Source organism: Sphingomonas baiyangensis, assembly GCF_005144715.1.
In the GTDB taxonomy this organism is placed as follows: domain Bacteria; phylum Pseudomonadota; class Alphaproteobacteria; order Sphingomonadales; family Sphingomonadaceae; genus Sphingomonas; species Sphingomonas baiyangensis.
This window is the reverse complement of the sequence record NZ_SWKR01000001.1, coordinates 23,131-41,750: the sequence shown is the minus strand read 5'-3', so window position 1 is coordinate 41,750 and position 18,620 is coordinate 23,131. Positions and strand designations below refer to the sequence as shown.

Here is an 18,620-nt window from a genome sequence, read left to right as displayed (position 1 = left end):
TGCTCGCGGTCGCTTGCGCGCCGCGGTCCCTCACCGCGCCAGTAGCACGCGAGCCTGCCCGGCGATCTGTGCCAGCATCGCCGCGTTGGGCGTTGGCGCACGGCGCGCGCGCTGGATCAGCTTGGCGAACTGCTCGACGCGCGGCGCATTGGCATCGAGCCAGCGCTCGACGGCTTCCTGCGGGTCCGAATTGCCATGCCGCGCGAGGAAATCGAGCCGCAACTGCTGGAAATCGCGCGCGAGGCCGGCGATCAGCAGCCGCTCCCACGGATCGCCCGACGAGACGCGCGCGGCATTGGCCTGCGCCCAGTCGAGCCCCAGCGCATGGCCAAGGCGCGTGAAGGCGCGCGTGAGCACGGCTTCCTCGATACCGAGGCGCGAGCCGAGATCGGCGAGGCCGACGGCGCCGTCGAGCTCGAAGATGCGCACTACCTTCTTCACCAGCGCGCGCGGCGCGCCCGATGCTTCGAGCTTGGCGGCGATGCGGTCACTCTGCGCGCTCGCTTCCTCGAGCAGCAGTTCGCGCGTCTTCTTGTCGAGGCTGTCGATACCGGGCTTCAGCCGCGCGATCACATCGGCGGGCGAGGCGCCGCTCGGCGCGGTGCGCAGCAGATCGGCGATCTGCGAACGCGCGGCGACCGCCACTTCGTCAAGCAGCGCGATGCGCGCCGCTTCGGGGATCGCCGCGTTCTCGATTTCCTCCCACAAGGCGGGCAGGCCGAACAACCGCTCGGCGACCACGAACATCGCGGCGATGTCGGCCATCGCAGCGCCTTCCTCCTCGGCAAGCTCGAAGGGATGCAGCACGCCCAGCCGGTTGACGATGCGGTTGGCGAGCTTGGTCGCGACGATCTCGCCGCGCAGGCGATGCTCGCGGATCGCATCGGCGAACTTCTTCTGCATCGGGCGCGGGAAGGCGGCCATCAGATCGCCCTCGGTCTCGGGATCGGTGGCGAGCGGCGCATCCTCGATCGCGTCCTGCAACGCCAGCTTGGCGGTGGCGAGCAGCACCGCGAGCTCGGGCCGCGTGAGGCCGCGGCCGTCCTGCGCGAGGCGCAGCAGATCCTCGTTGGTGCCCAGCCCCTCGACCGTGCGGTCGAGCCGGCCCGAGGCCTCGAGTATCTCGATCACGCGCAGATAGCTCGGCACCGCGACCGCACCGTCGCTCTCCATGAACGACAGCGCCAGCGTCTGGAGGCGGTTGTCCTCGAGCACGAGGTGCGCGACCTCGTCGGTCATCGATTCGAGCAGCGCGTCGCGCTTGTCGAGCTTGAGGCGGCCTTCGGTCACTTCGCGGTTGAGCGCGATCTTGATGTTGACCTCGTTGTCCGAGCAGTCGACGCCGGCCGAATTGTCGATGAAGTCGGTATTGATGCGTCCGCCGCGCGCGGCGAACGCGATGCGCGCCGCCTGCGTCACGCCCAGATTGGCGCCCTCGCCGATCGCGCGGGCGCGCAGCTGCTCGGCGTTGACGCGCGTGCGATCGTTCGCCGGATCGCCGACATCCGAATGGCCTTCGGAGGCGGCCTTCACATAGGTGCCGATGCCGCCGAACCAGATGAGGTCGACGGGCGCCTTCAGGATCGCCTGGATCAGCGCCGATGGTTCGAGCTGCGCATCCTCGACGCCGAGCATCTCGCGCACCTGCTTCGTGAGCTTGATCGTCTTCTCGCTGCGCGCGAACACGCCGCCGCCCTTCGAGATGAGCGCCGGGTCATAATCGGCCCAGCTCGATCGCGGCAGCGCGAACAGCCGGTCGCGCTCGTCCCAGCTTGCGGCGGGATCGGGCGCGGGGTCGAGGAAGATGTGGCGGTGGTCGAACGCCGCCTTGAGGCGGATCGCCTTCGACAGCAGCATGCCGTTGCCGAACACGTCGCCCGACATGTCGCCGCAGCCGACGACGTCGATGCTGTCGGTCTGCACGTCGACGCCCTGTTCGGCGAAGTGGCGCTGCACCGACACCCAGGCGCCCTTGGCGGTGATGCCCATCGCCTTGTGGTCGTAGCCCTTCGACCCGCCGCTCGCGAAGGCGTCGCCCAGCCAGAAGCCGCGCTCCTGCGCCAGCGCATTGGCGACATCGCTGAACGTCGCGGTGCCCTTGTCGGCGGCGACGACGAAATAAGGGTCCTCGCCGTCATGCACCACGACCTGATCGGGATGCACCACCGCGCCCTCGACGATGTTGTCGGTAATCGACAGCAGCGAGCGGATGAAAATGCGGTAGCTCTCGGTGCCCTCGGCGAGCCAGGCGTCGCGATTGGCGGGGGAGGGGAGCTGCTTGGGATAGAAGCCGCCCTTGGCACCCGTCGGCACGATCACCGCGTTCTTCACGCGCTGCGCCTTCATCAGGCCGAGGATCTCGGTGCGGAAATCGTCGCGCCGGTCGGACCAGCGCAGGCCTCCGCGCGCGACCGGGCCGGCGCGCAGATGGATGCCCTCGACGCGCGGCGAATAGACGAACACCTCGCGCCACGGCAGGGGCTGCGGCAGCCCCGGCACGCGCGCCGAATCGAGCTTGAACGCCAATGCCTCGTTTGCGGCGGGCGCGAAGGCGTTGGTGCGCAGCGTCGCGGCTACGACGCCTGACAGCGCGCGCAGGATGCGATCGTCGTCGATCGCCGAAACCTTTTCGAGCCCAGCATCGATCGCCTTCGCCGCCTTCTCGACCTCGGCGTCGGCCTTGGCGCGATCGCGTGAGGGATCATGCGCCGCCTCGAACCGCGCGATCAGCGCGGTCGCCACCTTGGGTGCGCGACGCAGCGCATCGACCACCGTCTGCAGGCCATAAGCCATGCCCGTCTGGCGCAGATAGCGGAACCATGCGCGCAGCAGCACCACCGAGCGCGGCGCGACGCCGTTCTCGACGATCAGGCGGTTGAACGCGTCGTTCTCGGCGCGGTTCTCGAGCACCGCGCGGATCGCATCCTCGACCATCGGGCGATCGAGATTGCGCTCGGCATCGGGCGCGCCCGGCGTTTCGACGAGAAAGTCGTGGATGACGGGTCGCGTCTCGTCGATCAGCTCGGTCGGCACTTCCTCGATCACGCGAAAACCGAAATTCTCGAGCACGGGCACCGCGTCGGACAAGGGCAGCGTGCCGCCCTCGCGATAGATCTTGATGCGGAAGAAATTGTCGTCGGGATCGTCGTCGGCGATGATCCGTACCTGGCGCTGCGTCTCGTCCTCGATCGCCGCCAGCCGCAGCGTGTCGTGCGCGGCCTCGTCGGGGCCGTAGGTGGTGCGGTAGTTGGCGGGGAAGGTGGCGGCGTAGCGCAGCGTCAGCCGCGTCGCGCGCGCGCCGGCAAGCTCGGTGAGCGCCGCCTCGACCGCGGGATTCCAGCCGCGCACCATGCGCTCGAGCCGCCGGTCGAGCGCGGCGGCATCGGGCATGCGCCCTTCGCCGCGCAGATCGAGCATGTAGCGGATGAGCGCGACCTCGCCGTCCTCGAGCTCGATCGACCAGTTGAGCAGGCTGGCATTCGCCGCCTCGGTGAGCATCGCGCCGATCGCCTCGCGCCGGCCGGTCGACACCTCGTCGCGCGGCATCCAGACAAAGGCATAGAGGTGCCGGCCGAGCGCGCTCTTGACGAGCACAAGCTTGGGCCGCGGGCGGTCGGCGAGCGACATGGCGGTGAGCGCCAGCGCCTCGATCGCCTCGACCGGGAAAGCGGCGGTGAGGTCGTTGGGCAGCGCGGTGAGCGCATGCGCCATCGCCTTGCCGGTATGGCCCTTGGGATCGAAGCCGAACTTGTGCGACAGGGCGGCCATGTTGGCGCGCAGCCGCGGCACGTCGCCGGGCGCGGCGTTGAGCGCCGCCGAGGTCCAAAGGCCCGCGTGCAGCGAGAGGCCCACGACCTTGCCGCCCTCGCGGATCGGCACCAGCACCAGATCGAGCGGCACGCGGCGGTGGACGGTGGCGATGCAGTTGGACTTGAGCAGCAACGGCGCCGCATTGCCGCGCTCGAACCATTCGATCGCGAGCTCGCGCGAGGCGGGGGCCAGCAGCGGCACGTCGAAGGTGGCGCGCGCGATGCCCAGCCGGTCGCTCGTGGTGCCGTCGCGCAGCCAGCGCTCATGGCCGAGCAGCGTCATGTTGCGGTCGAGGAACCAGCGCAGCAGCGCCGCGCCCTCGTCGTCCTCGATCGCATCGGCATCGGCGCCGAGCGCGGCCTGCAACGCCGGCCAGTCGGCGACGGCGTGGCGGACATGCGCGAGGTTGCGCTCGATCTCGGCGAGCAGCGCGCGGCGATCGCGCGCGTCGATGCGGTCAAGCTCGAGATAGATCATCGATTCGGGCGTGGCGGCTGCGTCGATCGCCTCGATCGCGCCTTCGGCATCGCGCCGCACGCCGATTACCGGATGGATGATGCGGTCGATCTGGACGTCGTGCGCCGCCACCGTCGCGGCGATCGAATCGACGAGGAAGGGCATGTCGTCGTTGATGACCGCCAGCCGCATCCGCCGCCGCTCGCCATCGGCGAAGGTCGCGATCGCCGATACCGCCTTGCCCGGCGGCCGCACGGCGGCAGCCTCGGCGACGAAGCGCGCGATCTCGCCGCGCTCGGCCTTGTCCAGTCCTTCGGTCTCTCCCGGCAGCGCGCCTTCGAACAGCAACGCGGCGATTGCCTTTTCGGCATTGTTCGATTGTTTCTTCGACATATGCCCGCCTATGCGCCGGGTTGGCGCATGGCTCAAGCGCCGTCGACGCTTGGCGGTGGCGAAGCGACGCGCGAGCGCGTCAGCGCGCCGCCCTGCGGACCGCGCGCTCGGTCATCGCGCGGTCGCCGTCGAGCGTGGCGACGATATCGAGCATGCCGTCGATGTTCGCGCGCGCCAGCAGCAGCACGAACTCGTCGTCGCCCGCCGCGATCGGCAGGCTGGCGAGCGCGGCGCGTTCGCGCAGGCGCTTGGCCGCATCGGCAAGCGTGGCGCCGGTATCGGCAGCGGGGCGACGCGCGGCACGCTCGGCGGCGACCACGCCCTTGATGCCGCCTTCGGCGCGATCGAGGAAATCGGCGAACTCGGGCGCCGCCACGCCGTTGCGGCGGGCATGCGTCAGCACCGTCGCGAACTCGGTGACGCGGCGCTTGTCGTAGCCGATGCCGAAGACGAGCTTGACGATCGGCGTCATCGGCGCGCGCGCCTGCGGCTTGACGCCGGCATCGGCGAGCAGCTCGGCATAGCCTGCGGGATCGGCGGCCGCCGCCTCGGCGAAGCGATAGGCGCGATCGAGCGTGCGATAGAGCGCGGCGCGCGAGCGGCCGTCGCTCTCGGCCATTTCGGCAGCGCAGGCGCGTGCATGGTCGAGATGGTCCCAGATCGCCGCATCGGCGCCGGGCGGCGTGTCGGCGGCGGGTTCGGGTGCCGACGTTGCCGGCGCCTCGTCGAACCCGGCGCTTGGTCCGTCGGCCCAGGCATGGTGCGCCGCCTGCGGGCGCGGAAGCTCGCGCCGCGCCGCCTCGATCTCTGCATTGAGGCGCGCCTGCGTCTCGGCGTCGACCATCTCCTTCCAGTTGATGACCCCGTAGATGAAGTCGATCGTGTCCTCGTCGGACGAGAAGGGCATCAGGATGCCGCGATACATGGTGTTGTGGCCGCGCTGGCTGACGAACTCGGCCTCGAAGCCGATCGGCGCGCGATTGGCGATGATCTGGAGATAATGGTCGGTGAGGCGCGACAGCAGCGAGCGACTGGGCACCTGGCTGATCTGCGTGATGCCCGATTCGACGCCGCACTCCTCGCGCAGCGCGCGGCCCAGATACTGGATCGTCGGATCCTCGATGCCGCGCGAGAAATCGAGCAGCACGCTGTTCGATCCGAAATCGGCTATATTGGCGGGATCGAGATCCTCGATCGAGGGATAGGCGCGTCCGTGCAGCAGCGAAACCCAGTGATTATAGGCGCGGACGTGCATCCGCCGCTCATCGGTGCCGATGTCGAGCGGGCGGCGACCGCGATCGTCGCCGCGTCCGGCATCGGCGCCGCCGGTGCCGCCGAACCGATCATCCTCGCCGCGAACCATATTCATGCGCCTGTCCCCAACGCGGGCCGAACGCGGCCCCGGTGATGCCGCTTGTGCACGCTGCGTGGTAAACGATGCGTAAAGCGGTCGGCGATTACGCCCCGCTCAATCTCGCGCCTTGCCAGCCCGCAAGCCGCCTGCTAAGCGCCGCCTCCGCACGCGGCACGCCCGCGCTGCGCCGCCTTAGCTCAGTTGGTAGAGCATCGCATTCGTAATGCGGGGGTCACAGGTTCGAGTCCTGTAGGCGGCACCATTTCACAGCTTTTGATTTTGTTCTAATTTGATGGTGGTGCTGTGCGCTGCTGCCAAGTCGACTAGTCGGTGCTGGCGGTATGGCCGAGCGCGTGCAGGCGATACCGATGCGCTCGTCGGGCGCAGTTTCTCCGCACGTTTGGCATACCGGCACTCGCGCGCCGGAGGCGCCGCCGCGATGGCGGCGGCGACCTGCTGCGGCCGGGCGGTCAGGGCTTGTCGGAAACCGCCAATGGCCGGCGGACGATTTCCCGCCCGCCGGTCTGGCGCACCTGCGCGTTGAGCCGGGGCAGCTCGGTACCGATCACGCCGTCGAGCGCCGCGAGTTCGCGGTCCAGTTCGGCCGCCAGCCGATCGAACGTCTCCACGCTCTGCGCGGTCGGCCGCGCCTCGGCGCTCTCGACCGCACCGATCAGCCCGGCGAGCTTGTCGTTGAGCATGATCGGATAGTTGAGCGGGTCCTGCCGGCTGCGGTTGCGGACCTGGTACAGCCGGCCTTCGATAGCGCTCAGCCGCGCGTCGAACGCCGCCAGCGCCGTCCTGAGCGCGGGGTCGGCCTTCGCCGCCGCCGCGGCGGTCTGCTGCTTCAATCCGCGGATCAGCAGCACCGCCTCGTTGGCCTGGCTGACCCGCGCGCTGACGCGGCTCGCGAGATCGAACCGCGCGGCGAGATCGGCGGGCGTCACGCCCGTCACGCGCGGATCCGTGCGGATCTCGAAGGGCTGCGTCTGCGCCTTGCCGTCGACCGTCAGCCGCGCCTGGTAGCGCCCCGGCGGGGCCAGCACGCCCTTGTTGCGGCTGGTCCACAAGATCATGCCGGGAAAGCTCGTGAAGCCGGGATAGCGCATGTCCCAGGTGAAGCGGTTCAGCCCCGCCTTCATGGTCGCGGTCGGAGCGGGCCGGGGCTTGTTCGGATCCTCGTCCTCCTCGTCGTCCTGCGCCTTCTTGGGTTCGGCCAGGCTGCCGGCGAAGCGGTGGACGAGCTTGCCCTCGGCATCGAGCACCTCGAGCGACAGCGTGTCGGGACGCGCGGGCAGGAAATAATCGATCGCCACGCCCTTGTCGACGCCGCGCACCGCCGCGCCGGGCGTGAACAGCCGCTGGCGGCGGTCGTTGCCCGATCCGAGCTGTCGCAGCACGTCGATATTGTCCATGACCCAGAACGAGCGGCCGTGCGTCGCGATCACCAGATCATTGCCCGCGACCGCGAGGTCGGACACTTGAACCGCCGGAAGCTCGCGCTGGAGCTTGTTCCAGCGCCCGCCCGCGTCGAACGACACCCAAACGCCGCGTTCGGTGCCGAGATACAGCAGTCCCGGACGAACCGTGTCCTCCCGAATGCTGCGCGCCATTTCGTCGGCGGGCACGTTCGCGGCGATCGGCGACCAGCTGCGGCCATAGTCGGTGGTCTTGAGCACATAGGGCTTCGAATCGCCGAGGAGGAAGCGATGCCCGGTCAGATAGGCGGTGCCTGCCGCGTGCGGCGAATCCTCGATCGTCGTGATCTTGGTGTTCGCGGGTAGTCCGCTGGGCGTTACGTTGGCCCAGCTGGCGCCTCCATCACGCGTCAGATGGACCAGCCCGTCGTCGGAGCCCGCCCAGATGACGCCGCGCTCACGCCGCGAGGGAGCCAGCGCGAATACCGTGGCGTAGGTTTCCACCCCCGTCTGGTCGAGCGTAATCGGCCCGCCCGACGGCCCGAGCGTCGCCGGATCGGCGCGCGTCAGATCGGGGCTGATCTTCTGCCAGCTCTGCCCCTCGTCGCGCGTGCGCCAGACGTGCTGCGAGGTGACGTACAGGCTGGCGGGATCGTGCGGATCGAACACGATGGGAAAGGTCCACTGGAACCGCTCGGCGATGTCGCCTGCCGAATAGCCCATCGGATTGTCGGGCAGCACGTTGATCCGGCGCTCCTGCCCGCTTGCGTGATCGTAGCGGTCGAGCGTGCCGCCATAGCTTCCCGAATAGAAGATGTCGGGGTTCCGGGGATCGTTGGTCACATAACCGCTCTCGCCGCCGCCGGCGGCGAAGCCGTACAGGCCGCCCAGCACGTTGACGTGCTTCCAGTCGTCCGAGGGCACGCAGATCGTCGAATTGTCCTGCTGCCCGCCGCAGGCGAAATAGGGAAAGTGATGGCTGATGCCCACGCGATACATCTGCGCGGTGGGGTAGTTCTGCCGTGTCCAGCTTTCGCCGGCGTTGACGCTGACGTTCGCGCCGCCGTCATTGGCCTGGATCATGCGCATGTTGTCGTCGGCCGCGATCCAGAGGTCGTGATTGTCGCTGTGCGGGGTCTTGATCTTGGTGACGGTCTTGCCCGCATCGTCCGAGCGGTAGAACTCGACGTTGAGGATGTAGACCCGGTCCTTCACCTTGGGATCGGCGACGAGGCGCGAATAGTAGAAGGCGCGCTGGCGCAGGTCGCGGCTGTCGTTGGTCCGGCGCCAGCTTGCGCCCGCATCGTCCGACACGTAGACGCCGCCCTCGGTCTCATGCTCGACGATGGCGTAGACGCGCCGGGCGTCGACCGGCGATACGCTGACGCCGATCTTGCCGATCAGCCCCGCCTGCGGCATTCCCGGTGCGCGCGTCAGCTCGGTCCAGCTGGCGCCTCCGTCGGTGCTGCGGAACAGCCCGCTGCCCGGCCCGCCCGAACTCATGCCCCATGGCTTGCGCCACGCTTCCCACATGGCGGCGTAGAGCGTCTGGGGATTGTTGGGATCGATCGAGATGTCGACCGCGCCGGTCCTGGTGTCACGGTACAGCACCTTGTTCCAGTTCGCGCCGCCGTCGGTGGTCTTGAAGACGCCGCGTTCCGGATTGGGCTCGCCGTAATGGCCGAAACCGCCGACATAAGCGGTGTCGCAATCGGTCGGGTGGACACGGACGCGCGAGAAGTTGTGGACGGCGGCCAGCCCCACCTTCTTCCACGTCTTGCCCGCGTCCACCGTCTTCCACACGCCATTGCCGGGCAGGATGTTACCGCGCAGCTGCGTTTCGCCGGTGGTCAGGTAGACGACGTCCGGGTTCGCCTCGCAGACCGCCACCGCGCCGACCGCGGCGGTGTCGAGTTGCTTGTCGGTCACCGGCTTCCATGTCGTGCCGCTGTCGGTCGTCTTCCACAGGCCGCCGCCGGCTGCGGTGAAGTAATATTCGTGCGGCCGCCTGACGCTGCCCGCCGCCGAGATCGAGCGCCCGCCACGGTTTGGGCCGATATTGCGCCAGCTGAGCGCGGTGAAGAACGCCTGCTCGTCCTCGGGCGGCGCGGCGTCCTCGATCGCGGTGCTGGCCGACGTATCGCCCTTGTCGTCCTGCGCGAACGCCGCGGTGCTCGCGAGCAACCATCCGATCAGCGCCGCTCGTCCAACCATCCGCCGCATATCACACCCCCCAGGTCATTTCTGTTTGCCAGAGGGTTAGCAGAAGTGCGCGCGCTGACAACGTGTTGCGCGGGGCCTATGGTGCGCGCGGAACCTTGGGCGACCGGTTCGTCCGTCGCCGGCGGGCGGATGTACCGATCTGGCTGCTGCGAAAGGCATGCTTCGGACAATAGAGATTGGGGCAGGGGTCTCTGCAACCTGATCGAACGGGCAATGAAACTCACTTCGTGACAGGCGGCTGCGGCCTGATCGCGATGGCCGCGTGATCCGCATCGGCGGTGATGAGACCGACAGACTTCCGCTCGGAATACCGATCAACCAGCTGCGCTGCGTGCGGGCGTAGCAGGACGGTGACGCGCACCAGTTCTTCCATCACATCGACGATCCGGTCGTAATAGGCGGACGGCTTCATGCGCCCGGCTTCGTCGAACTCCTTATAGGCCATCGCGACCGACGACTGGTTGGGGATGGTGAACATCCGCATCCAGCGGCCGAGCAGCCGCAGCGTGTTGACGGCGTTGAACGACTGCGAGCCGCCCGACACCTGCATGACGGCGAGCGTACGCCCCTGAGTCGGGCGCATGCCCTTCATCTCGAGCGGCAGATGGTCGATCTGCGCCTTCATGATCCCGGTTATCTGTCCGTGCCGCTCGGGGCTGCACCAGACCATGCCCTCCGACCAGAGCGCGTGCTCGCGAAGTTCATGGACCGCGAGGTGGTCGTCGCCGGGCACCTGATCGGGCAGCGGCAGGTCGCTGGGATCGAAGATGCGCGTCTCCGCGCCGAACAGCTGGAGCAGCCGGGCAGCCTCCTCGACCGCCAGGCGCGAGAAGGACCGCTCGCGCAGCGAGCCGTAGAGGAGGAGAATGCGCGGCGGCGGTTGGTCGTCGCCCAGCCCGGCAGCGGGGCGCCGGATGACAGAAGCGGGGTCGAGCGCGGGCAGATGGCCGGCGTCGGTCAGCGTGCGCAGGCGGCTCATGCGCTTGCTCCCTCGTACCATCCGCGCGTCCGCTTCACGATCGCGACGACGCTGAGCATCACCGGCACCTCGACCAGCACGCCGACGACGGTGGCGAGCGCAGCGCCGCTCTTCAGGCCGAACAGGCTGATGGCGGCTGCGACCGCCAGCTCGAAGAAATTCGACGCGCCGATCAGCGCCGCGGGTGCCGCGACGCACCAGGCGACTCCGAGCCGCTTCGACAGCCAATAGGCGATGCCCGCGTTCAGATAGACCTGAATGAGGATCGGCACCGCGATCAGCGCGATGACGGCGGGCTGGGCGAGGATCTGCTCGCCCTGAAAGCCGAACAGCAGCACGAGCGTCGCCAGCAGCGCGACCAGCGATATCGGGCCAAGCGTGGCCAGCAGCCGGTCGAGCGCTGCCTGTCCGCCCGATGCCAGCAGCACCTGCCGCACGACCTGCGCGGCGATCACGGGCACGACGATGTAGAGCGCGACCGACAGCAGCAGCGTGTCCCACGGCACCGTCACCGATGCGACGCCAAGCAGCAGCCCGACCAGCGGCGCGAACAGGAACACCATCAGCACGTCGTTCAGCGCGACCTGGCTGAGCGTATAGGTCGGCTCGCCGTCGCACAGGTTCGACCACACGAAGACCATTGCTGTGCACGGCGCCGCCGCGAGCAGGATCAGTCCGGCGATATAGGACGGGATCTCGCCCGTGGGCAACAGCGGCGCGAACAGCCAGCCGAGGAAGAAGGTGCCGAGCGCCGCCATCGAAAATGGCTTCACTGCCCAGTTGACGAACAGCGTGACGCCGACGCCCTTCCAGTGCTGGCGCACCGATTTGAGCGAGGCAAAGTCGATCTTGAGTAGCATCGGCACGATCATCAGCCAAATCAGGCCCGCGACCACGAGGTTGACCTGCGCGACCTCTGCCGCCGCGATCGCGGCAAATGCACTGGGCAGGAGCTGGCCAAGCCCGATTCCCGCGACGATGCAGAGCGCTACCCAGACCGACAGGTACCGCTCGAACGTGCCGATGCCGGGCCGCTGCGCCTCGCTTGCCAGCGTCGCCATCAGCGCACCCGCTGTCCGGCGGCGTCGACGACCTGCTCGCCGTCTTCCTTGGCGAACGCGGCGCGCTGCGGCTCGGGCAGGATGTCGAGCACCGCCTCCGACGGGCGACACAGGCGCACCCCGAGCGGCGTCACCACCAGAGGCCGGTTGATGAGTACCGGATGCGCCATCATCGCATCAAGCAGCGCATCGTCCGACAGGCTCTCGTCGCCGAGGCCAAGCTCGGCATAGGGCGTGCCCTTCTCGCGCAGCAGCGCGCGCGGCGTCAGGCCCGCCCGCTCGATCAACTGGACCAGCATCGCGCGAGAGGGCGGCGTCTTCAGATATTCGACGACGTGCGGCTCGATCCCGGCGTTGTGGATCATCGCCAGCGCGTTGCGCGACGTGCCGCAACCGGGGTTGTGATAGATGACGATATCGGTCGGCATGTCGGCTCTCTCAGCAGCAGGTCAGATCGGCGATCAGCGGTTCGCACAGCTCGGCTCGGCCCTCGCAGCAATCCTTGGCGAGGAACGTCATCAGCTGCCGCAGGGTATCGAGGCGGGCGTGCTGGACCTGCTGCCGCCCGCGCTTCTCGGCGGTCACGAGATCGGCTTTCGCCAGCACCGCGAGATGGGTCGAGAAGGTGCTCTGCGTCAGGCCGCTTGCGTCGACGAGCGCCCCGGTCGGCAAGCCATTGGGCGAATGCCGGACGAGCAGCCGAAACGCATCGAGGCGGGTCGGGTGAGATAGCGCGGCGAGCGCCGCCAAAGCGTCAGACATGTCCACACATCGGATTTATCCGATGCATTCTGCCTGTCAACTTCGATCGGGATTTGCCGATTAACGACCGACGTTGCGCCGAGGATCACAGCCGGGCAATCCCGGAAGCACATGAGACCCGCGGCTGCTTTTAATATTCGAGGGGCATCATATCCTCTATCGCCTTGAAGTGCGCGTGCGACGAGGAGCGGCTCATGCTGGCGTCGGTGGCGACATGATGCGGCTCGATCAACCGACGGTCACGCCTTTCCAGAAGGCTATGCGGCGGCGGATATTCTCCGCCTTGGGCTTGGGGTCCGGATAGTACCAGGCGGCATCACGATTGTCGGCGCCATCGACATGCAGGTCGTAATAATGCGCCGTGCCCTTCCAGGGGCAGACGGACGTGGTGCTGCTCGGCCGAAGAATCGCGGCATCGACCGCGTCGGCGGGGAAATAGTGATTACCTTCGACGATCACGGTATCGTCGCTGCTGGCGATCACCGAGCCGTTCCATCGCGCTTCGACCATCGTGCTTCTCCCTGCGGCAACGGTAATTTGGGCTCGAAGCACCCAGCGTCAAGGCTCGGCTGCGGGGGGACATGCCGGCATCGGGTGGAAGCGACGCGCGTCGAGCGCTACCATGTGGCATCGCGTGCGAAAGGATGAGCCATGATCGAGATCGTCATCGACCAACGGCGCAAGGATCTGGGCGGCGGGTTCGAGGTCGGGCGCGTACTGCCGTTCGCCCGGCGGCGGACGGTGGGGCCGTTCGTGTTCTTCGACCATATGGGGCCGGTCCGGCTGCACGCAGGAATCGATCGCAGCCTCGACGTTCGCCCGCACCCGCATATCGGCCTGTCGACGGTCAGCTACCTCTTTTCGGGCGAGATCATGCATCGCGACAGCCTGGGGTACGAGCAGCCGATCCGTCCGCGCGAGGTCAACTGGATGACCGCGGGCAGCGGCATCACGCATTCCGAACGTTTCGAGAAGGCGCGCGCCGAAGGCGATTTCCTGAACGGCATCCAGGCCTGGGTGGCGCTGCCGACCGAGGACGAGGAAACCGCGCCGGCATTCTCGCACCACGAGGGCGACGATCTGCCCGCGTGGAGCGACGGCGGCGTCGACGGCATGCTGATCGTCGGCAGCGCCTATGGGCTGACTGCGGCCGCCGCGATCCACTCGCCGCAATTCTACGTCCACCTCGAGCTGGCGGCCGGCGCGGTCGCGCAGCTGCCGCCGCACTATCCCGAACGGGCGCTCTACGTGGCACGCGGCGCGGTCGAGGTCGGCCACCAACGTGTCAGCGAAGGACAGATGGCGGTGGTGCAGCCTGCAGCATCGGCGATGCGCGCGGTCGAGCCTTCGACCGTGATGGTGCTCGGCGGCGAACCGGTAGGAGAGCGCTTCCTCGAATGGAATTTCGTATCGTCCTCGAAGGACCGGCTGCGGCAGGCCGCCGAGGACTGGAAGGGCGGCCGGATGAAGCTGCCCGACGCCGACGATGCGGAGTTCATTCCGATGCCCGAACATGGTCCCAAGTCACCGCCGGCAATGTCCTGACGCCGGCGAAGGAATCGCGGTTCTCCTTGGCTATCCAAGTCGCGCTTCGCCTTGTTCCGGCGCCACCGTTGACCTGTGTCGCGAAATAGGTAACATGCTACCTAACTAGGCAGGGAAGCATGGCAGATATTCCGACCGACACCCCCGCGGTGCGCAGCGTCACGCGGACCGAGGACCGCATCCTCACGTCCGATCTCTTCGAGAAGCGCGATCGTACGCTGCCGCCGCGCAACGGCACGGGCACGCATCACGAGCCCGCGCGCGACGTGCCCGTGTATCACGAATGCGACGTGCTGGTGGTGGGCGGCGGTCCGTCGGGCTGTGCGGCGGCCTATGCCGCAGCGAAGGCGGGCGCGGATGTGGTGCTGCTCGAGCGCTACAATCACCTGGGCGGGCTCTCGACCGGCGGACTGGTGATCTGGATCGACCGGATGACCGACTGGGAGGGCCGCCCGGTCATTCGCGGCTTCGCCGAGGAACTGCTGGCGCGGATGCCCGCCGAGGCGGTGGCGGGGCCGGGGCCGAACCAGTGGGGGTCGCAGGACCCGGCGCTCGCGGCCTATTGGGCACAGCGCACCGCTGCGTTCCACGGCATTGTCGCCTGGGCGCCGACGATCGATCCCGAGCGATTGAAGCTGCTGTCGCAGGACATGCTGATCGAGGCGGGCGTGCGGCTGGTGTTCCACGGCTGGGCGGCGTTGCCGATCGTCGAGGAAGGGCGCGTCAAGGGCGCCTATTTCGAGAGCAAGGGCGGGCGGCAGGCGATGCTCGCCAAGGTCGTGGTCGATGCGACGGGCGACGGCGACCTGTTCGCGCGCGCCGGCGCCGAATTCGAGCATGACATCGAGCCTGCCGACACGCATCATGCGATGAACACCGCCTTCATGCTGGGCGGCGTCGACATGCCGCGCTGGCTGGCGTTCCGCGCGGCCGATCAGACGCGATACATGGAATTCGTGCAGCGCGGGCGCAGCGAGCTGGGCTTCTTCCAGGCACCCTATGTGTCGTGGCGCGACGATATCGCGCTGTTCCTCGGGCCGCGCCAGACGGGCCTTTCGGCGCTCGATGTCGACGAGATGACCGAGATCGAGATCCGCTCGCACCGCTTCATGGCGAGCCATTGCGATTTCTTCCGCGCCAACGCGCCGGGGTTCGAGAACGCCTATATGCTGCAAAGCGCCTCGCAACTGGGGGTGCGCCATACGCGGCGGCTGGCCGGTGTTGGCCGTGTCGAGCGCGCGCAATGGTCGGCGGGCGTGCCGCATGCGGACGAAGTGGGCGTCAGCCCCTCGGTATCGCCCAAGTTCCCGGTGATCTCGGTGCCCTATGGCGCGCTGGTGCCGCGGCGGCTCGACGGGCTGCTGGCGTGCGGCCGGCACATCTCGTGCGACGCCAATTCGCACGGTTTCCTGCGCGAGATCCCGCAATGCTGGCTGACGGGGCAGGCAGCGGGCGCCGCCGCGGCACTGGCGGTGCGGCAGGGTGTGCAGCCGCGCGACGTCGACGTGCCGGCATTGCAGGCCGAGCTGCGGCGGCAGAAGGTGTTTCTCCAGGCCGAAGCGCCGGCCGAAACGGAGAATGCGCGCGTGGCCTGATGGGCCTTTGTCGCGCCCGCGCCGCGCGGTAAGACGCTGCCGATGAGTGAGGATGCACCAGCGGGCAAGCGCTCGCGCCAGCGCCGTGGCCCCAAGGCGGCGGCGCTCGATGCCGCCAGTGGCGCCGCGACGGTCGAGCGCGAAAGCGGCAACCGGTGGCGACCGCGCGACGGCGAGCGCCATCTGATGAATTACAGCCGGCATTTCGGCGACCTCGGCGACGACGACCTGTTCTTCCGTGCGACGCGCTCGATCGTCACCGCCGCGCGACGCTGGCGCAAGCTCGCCAACGATCGCGTCAAACCCGTGCGGCAGACGATGGCGCGCTGGGAAACGCTGTTCCTCGTCGCCTTTTCGGGCGACGACCTGACGCAGAGCGAGCTTGCGCACCTCATCTCGGTCGAAGGGCCGACGATGGTGCGGATGCTCGACGTGCTCGCGCGCGACGGGCTGATCGAGCGGCGTCAGAGCGATACCGACCGGCGCGTGACCTCGAACCGCATCACGCCCGAGGGGATGCGCGTCATCGGCGAGCTGATGGGCATCACCAACCAGCTGCGGCGCGAAGTGCTCGAGGATATCGATCGCGACAAGCTGGCGACGACGATCGAGGTGCTCGGCCAGATCCTGCGCAAAATCGATACGTTGCGCTGAGCCTTGGCAAGCGAAGTGCAGCGTTATAGGTAGCACTCTACGCAATAGAGGAGAGTGTCATGGTCAGCCTCACGACCGCCGAACAGGCGATGCTCGATGGCGAGCAGGGTGCCGCGACCGCCAAGGCGATGAACCTGCTCATCCGCTATGCCGAGGCGCTGGGCGCCGAGCGCTTCGTCGAGACCAACAACGTGGCGGGCGTGCCGGGTTCGTCGACGCCGTGGATCAAGGAATATTACAAGGCCGATGGCGGCGATTACCGCGCCATCTTCTCGCGCTTCGATCTCGATTCGGACGAAGTGGTCGACGTACCGCGGATGAACGCCTTTTCGTGCCATCTCCAGGGCGGCATGGATCCCGAATTGTGGCGCGAACAGGGGATGACCGAGGCGCAGCACGCGAACTTCGCCTATGACGAGGGACAGGTCGCGGCGCACGGCATCCAGGTGATGAAGACCTGCACGCCCTATCTGGCGGGCAACGTCCCGGTGATGGGCGAGCATTGCGCGTGGATGGAGAGCAGCGCCGTCGTGTTCTGCAATTCGGTGATCGGCGGGCGCACCAATTGCGAGGGGCGCGAATCGACGTCGGCGGCGATGCTCACCAAGCGCATTCCCGACTGGGGCTTCCACCGCGACGATTTCCGCTACGGGCGCCATGCAGTGCGCGTCGAGGTGCCGGTGGACGACATCTTCGAATGGGGGATGCTCGGCTATTTCACCGGCGACGCGGTGCAAGACACCATCCCCGTGCTCGATGGCGCGATCGGCGCGCCGAGCCTCATCCGCCACAAGCATTTCGGCGCTGCCGCCGCTTCGTCGGGCGGAGTCGAGATGTATCACATGGTCGGCATCACGCCCGAGGCGCCGAGCGCCGAGCGGGCATTCGGCGGCGGAAAGGCCGAGGAGGTGTTCGTCTACGACGCCGCCGCACGCGCGCGCACCTATGAGCGGCTGAACGCGGTGGGCGACAGCCGCGACGTCGATTTCGTGATGTTGGGCTGCCCGCATTATTCGATCGAGCAGATCGCCCAGGCCGCGCACCTGATCGAGGGACGCAGCGTCTCAGCCAGCTCGGCGCTGTGGATCTTCACTTCGCGCGCGGTGAAGGCGACGGCGGACGCCAGCGGCTTCACGCGCATCCTCGAGCGCGCGGGCGCGCGGCTCATGACCGATACCTGCTCGTCGATCAGCCAGGCGGTGCCGCCGGGCACGCGCGTGGCGGCGCTCGATAGCGCCAAGCAGGTGCATTACTTGCCTGCGATCATGGGGATCGAGGGCTGGTACGGCACCACTGCCGAATGCATCGATGCGGCGTGTACCGGCCGCTGGGCCGGGAGGCTGGCGGCATGAGCGCGGTGATCGACGAGGTGGAGCCGATCGTCCTCACCGGCCGCCGCGTGGTGGAGGGCGTCGCCGAAGGCGAGGCGCTGGTGACGCAGGAGACGATCTCGGGCTGGGGCGGCGTGCACGCGATGACGGGGACAGTCATCGAAAGCCGGCACGAGCTGAAGGGCGTGAGCTTCGCGGGCAAGGTGCTGGTGTTCCCCGGCGCCAAGGGGTCGTCGGGCTGGTCGGGGGTGTTCCACACCGCGCGGCTGGCGGGCACCGCGCCGCTGGCGATGGTGTTCACCACCATGACGACCAAGGTGGCGCTCGGCTGCGTGGTCATGCGCGTGCCCTCGGTCACCGATCTCGACGGCGATCCGCTGGCGCTGATCGCGACGGGCGACTGGGTGCGCGTCGACGGCGATGCGGGTACCGTGACGATCTGGAAGGGGGGGCGCCCCTGACCTGCGCGCGCGTCAGCGCAGCGGTGCGCTCGCCAGTCCGTCGATCAACACCCTGAGCACGCGCGTGGCGGCTTGCATGTCGGCATCGTCGAGCGTGTCGAGCGCGTCGGCGCGCACCTCGGTGAGCACCGGCATCACGCTGTGCAGCACGGCAAGGCCCGCCGGCGTGATTGCGATCCAGCGCGAGCGCCGGTCGTCGGGGTTGGTCGTGCGGCGCACCAGCCCGTCGGCCTCGAGCCCGTTGAGCGTGCGGATGAGCGACGGCCAGCGGATGGCGAGGCGCGTGGCGAGCGTCGAGGTGGTGACGGGCGGCTCGGCCATGCTTAGCACGAACAGCGTCTGCCAGCGCGGGCGCGACTGGCCGGTCATCGCCTGGAGGCTGGTCTCGACATGCTGGCCCCAGCGCCGCGCGGCGAGCGACAGCGCGCGGGTGAACAGAAACTCGGTCTCGGCGCGCGAGCCGGGCTCGAAATAATCGGCCATGCGCGCGGGTGGCGCCGGGCTGCCGGCTATGTCGTTCATCCTCGCCCCCGGTTCATTACGCGACGAATGCTGCATTTGCCCGATTGACGCAATGC

14 protein-coding genes and 1 tRNA gene are annotated in these 18,620 nt (G+C 68.2%); 6 read left to right on the top strand and 9 right to left on the bottom strand.

Annotated features, from left to right (window positions below; genetic code table 11):
- Positions 1–30 precede the first annotated feature (30 nt).
- Positions 31–4,659 (bottom strand): NAD-glutamate dehydrogenase, encoded by a 4,629-nt coding sequence (locus FBR43_RS00160; protein WP_136941235.1) that lies wholly within the window; start codon positions 4,657–4,659, stop codon positions 31–33.
- A 79-nt stretch (positions 4,660–4,738) separates the two neighbouring features.
- On the bottom strand, positions 4,739–6,028 hold the full coding sequence (locus tag FBR43_RS00155) for a PAS domain-containing protein (RefSeq protein ID WP_136941234.1): 1,290 nt from the start codon (positions 6,026–6,028) through the stop codon (positions 4,739–4,741).
- Between the two features lie 171 nt (positions 6,029–6,199).
- Here FBR43_RS00155 and FBR43_RS00150 point away from each other — a divergent pair.
- Positions 6,200–6,275: transfer RNA gene (locus tag FBR43_RS00150), tRNA-Thr, on the top strand.
- A 208-nt stretch (positions 6,276–6,483) separates the two neighbouring features.
- On the opposite strand, the gene FBR43_RS00145 is transcribed toward FBR43_RS00150, so the two are convergent.
- From FBR43_RS00145 to FBR43_RS00120, 6 genes are all read right to left on the bottom strand, one after another.
- A complete protein-coding gene (locus tag FBR43_RS00145; RefSeq protein WP_249276375.1) occupies positions 6,484–9,654 on the bottom strand; it encodes a VPS10 domain-containing protein in 3,171 nt (1,056 codons plus the stop codon).
- A gap of 220 nt (positions 9,655–9,874) precedes the next feature.
- Entirely contained in the window at positions 9,875–10,633 is a 759-nt protein-coding gene (gene arsH / locus FBR43_RS00140; protein ID WP_136941233.1) for an arsenical resistance protein ArsH, read from the bottom strand.
- Positions 10,630–11,694, bottom strand: coding sequence for an ACR3 family arsenite efflux transporter (gene arsB / locus FBR43_RS00135; RefSeq protein WP_169542416.1), 1,065 nt, complete (start codon positions 11,692–11,694; stop codon positions 10,630–10,632). Before arsB ends, arsH begins: the two co-directional genes overlap by 4 nt.
- Positions 11,694–12,122 carry an arsenate reductase (glutaredoxin) gene (arsC, locus tag FBR43_RS00130; protein WP_136941232.1) on the bottom strand — a complete coding sequence of 143 codons (429 nt, stop codon included), beginning with the start codon at positions 12,120–12,122 and terminating at the stop codon, positions 11,694–11,696. The genes arsB and arsC overlap by 1 nt, the downstream gene beginning before the upstream one ends.
- 10 nt (positions 12,123–12,132) lie before the next feature.
- The gene (locus tag FBR43_RS00125) at positions 12,133–12,462 is read right to left on the bottom strand and encodes an ArsR/SmtB family transcription factor (RefSeq protein ID WP_136941231.1); all 330 of its coding nucleotides are present in this window, start codon (positions 12,460–12,462) and stop codon (positions 12,133–12,135) included.
- Positions 12,463–12,684: 222 nt separating this feature from the next.
- On the bottom strand, positions 12,685–12,966 hold the full coding sequence (locus FBR43_RS00120; RefSeq protein ID WP_136941230.1) for a DUF427 domain-containing protein: 282 nt from the start codon (positions 12,964–12,966) through the stop codon (positions 12,685–12,687).
- Positions 12,967–13,107: 141 nt separating this feature from the next.
- Here FBR43_RS00120 and FBR43_RS00115 point away from each other — a divergent pair, with 141 nt between their 5' ends.
- The 5 genes from FBR43_RS00115 (at position 13,108) to FBR43_RS00095 (ending at position 18,042) form a co-directional block, all read left to right on the top strand.
- On the top strand, positions 13,108–14,001 hold the full coding sequence (locus tag FBR43_RS00115; RefSeq protein ID WP_136941229.1) for a pirin family protein: 894 nt from the start codon (positions 13,108–13,110) through the stop codon (positions 13,999–14,001).
- A 119-nt stretch (positions 14,002–14,120) separates the two neighbouring features.
- Complete coding sequence (locus FBR43_RS00110; RefSeq protein ID WP_212611862.1) at positions 14,121–15,596, top strand: FAD-dependent oxidoreductase; 1,476 nt, start codon at positions 14,121–14,123, stop codon at positions 15,594–15,596.
- Positions 15,597–15,638: 42 nt separating this feature from the next.
- The gene (locus tag FBR43_RS00105) at positions 15,639–16,250 is read left to right on the top strand and encodes a MarR family winged helix-turn-helix transcriptional regulator (RefSeq protein WP_136941228.1); all 612 of its coding nucleotides are present in this window, start codon (positions 15,639–15,641) and stop codon (positions 16,248–16,250) included.
- Between the two features lie 59 nt (positions 16,251–16,309).
- Entirely contained in the window at positions 16,310–17,602 is a 1,293-nt protein-coding gene (locus tag FBR43_RS00100) for an aconitase X (RefSeq protein ID WP_136941227.1), read from the top strand.
- Entirely contained in the window at positions 17,599–18,042 is a 444-nt protein-coding gene (locus tag FBR43_RS00095; protein WP_136941226.1) for an aconitase X swivel domain-containing protein, read from the top strand. Before FBR43_RS00100 ends, FBR43_RS00095 begins: the two co-directional genes overlap by 4 nt.
- 12 nt (positions 18,043–18,054) lie before the next feature.
- Here FBR43_RS00095 and FBR43_RS00090 read toward each other — a convergent pair whose 3' ends face one another.
- Positions 18,055–18,564, bottom strand: coding sequence for a MarR family winged helix-turn-helix transcriptional regulator (locus tag FBR43_RS00090; RefSeq protein WP_136941225.1), 510 nt, complete (start codon positions 18,562–18,564; stop codon positions 18,055–18,057).
- Positions 18,565–18,620: the final 56 nt, after the last annotated feature.

Bases quoted from the DNA above. Each gene is read 5' to 3' on its own strand.
- FBR43_RS00100 (WP_136941227.1), top strand. From the start codon at position 16,310: ATGGTCAGCCTCACGACCGCCGAACAGGCGATGCTCGATGGCGAGCAG.
- FBR43_RS00155 (WP_136941234.1), bottom strand. From the start codon at position 6,028: ATGAATATGGTTCGCGGCGAGGATGATCGGTTCGGCGGCACCGGCGGC.
- FBR43_RS00120 (WP_136941230.1), bottom strand. From the start codon at position 12,966: ATGGTCGAAGCGCGATGGAACGGCTCGGTGATCGCCAGCAGCGACGAT.
- arsB (WP_169542416.1), bottom strand. From the start codon at position 11,694: ATGGCGACGCTGGCAAGCGAGGCGCAGCGGCCCGGCATCGGCACGTTC.
- FBR43_RS00145 (WP_249276375.1), bottom strand. From the start codon at position 9,654: ATGCGGCGGATGGTTGGACGAGCGGCGCTGATCGGATGGTTGCTCGCG.
- FBR43_RS00160 (WP_136941235.1), bottom strand. From the start codon at position 4,659: ATGTCGAAGAAACAATCGAACAATGCCGAAAAGGCAATCGCCGCGTTG.
- FBR43_RS00095 (WP_136941226.1), top strand. From the start codon at position 17,599: ATGAGCGCGGTGATCGACGAGGTGGAGCCGATCGTCCTCACCGGCCGC.
- arsH (WP_136941233.1), bottom strand. From the start codon at position 10,633: ATGAGCCGCCTGCGCACGCTGACCGACGCCGGCCATCTGCCCGCGCTC.
- FBR43_RS00110 (WP_212611862.1), top strand. From the start codon at position 14,121: ATGGCAGATATTCCGACCGACACCCCCGCGGTGCGCAGCGTCACGCGG.
- FBR43_RS00105 (WP_136941228.1), top strand. From the start codon at position 15,639: ATGAGTGAGGATGCACCAGCGGGCAAGCGCTCGCGCCAGCGCCGTGGC.
- FBR43_RS00115 (WP_136941229.1), top strand. From the start codon at position 13,108: ATGATCGAGATCGTCATCGACCAACGGCGCAAGGATCTGGGCGGCGGG.
- FBR43_RS00090 (WP_136941225.1), bottom strand. From the start codon at position 18,564: ATGAACGACATAGCCGGCAGCCCGGCGCCACCCGCGCGCATGGCCGAT.
- arsC (WP_136941232.1), bottom strand. From the start codon at position 12,122: ATGCCGACCGATATCGTCATCTATCACAACCCCGGTTGCGGCACGTCG.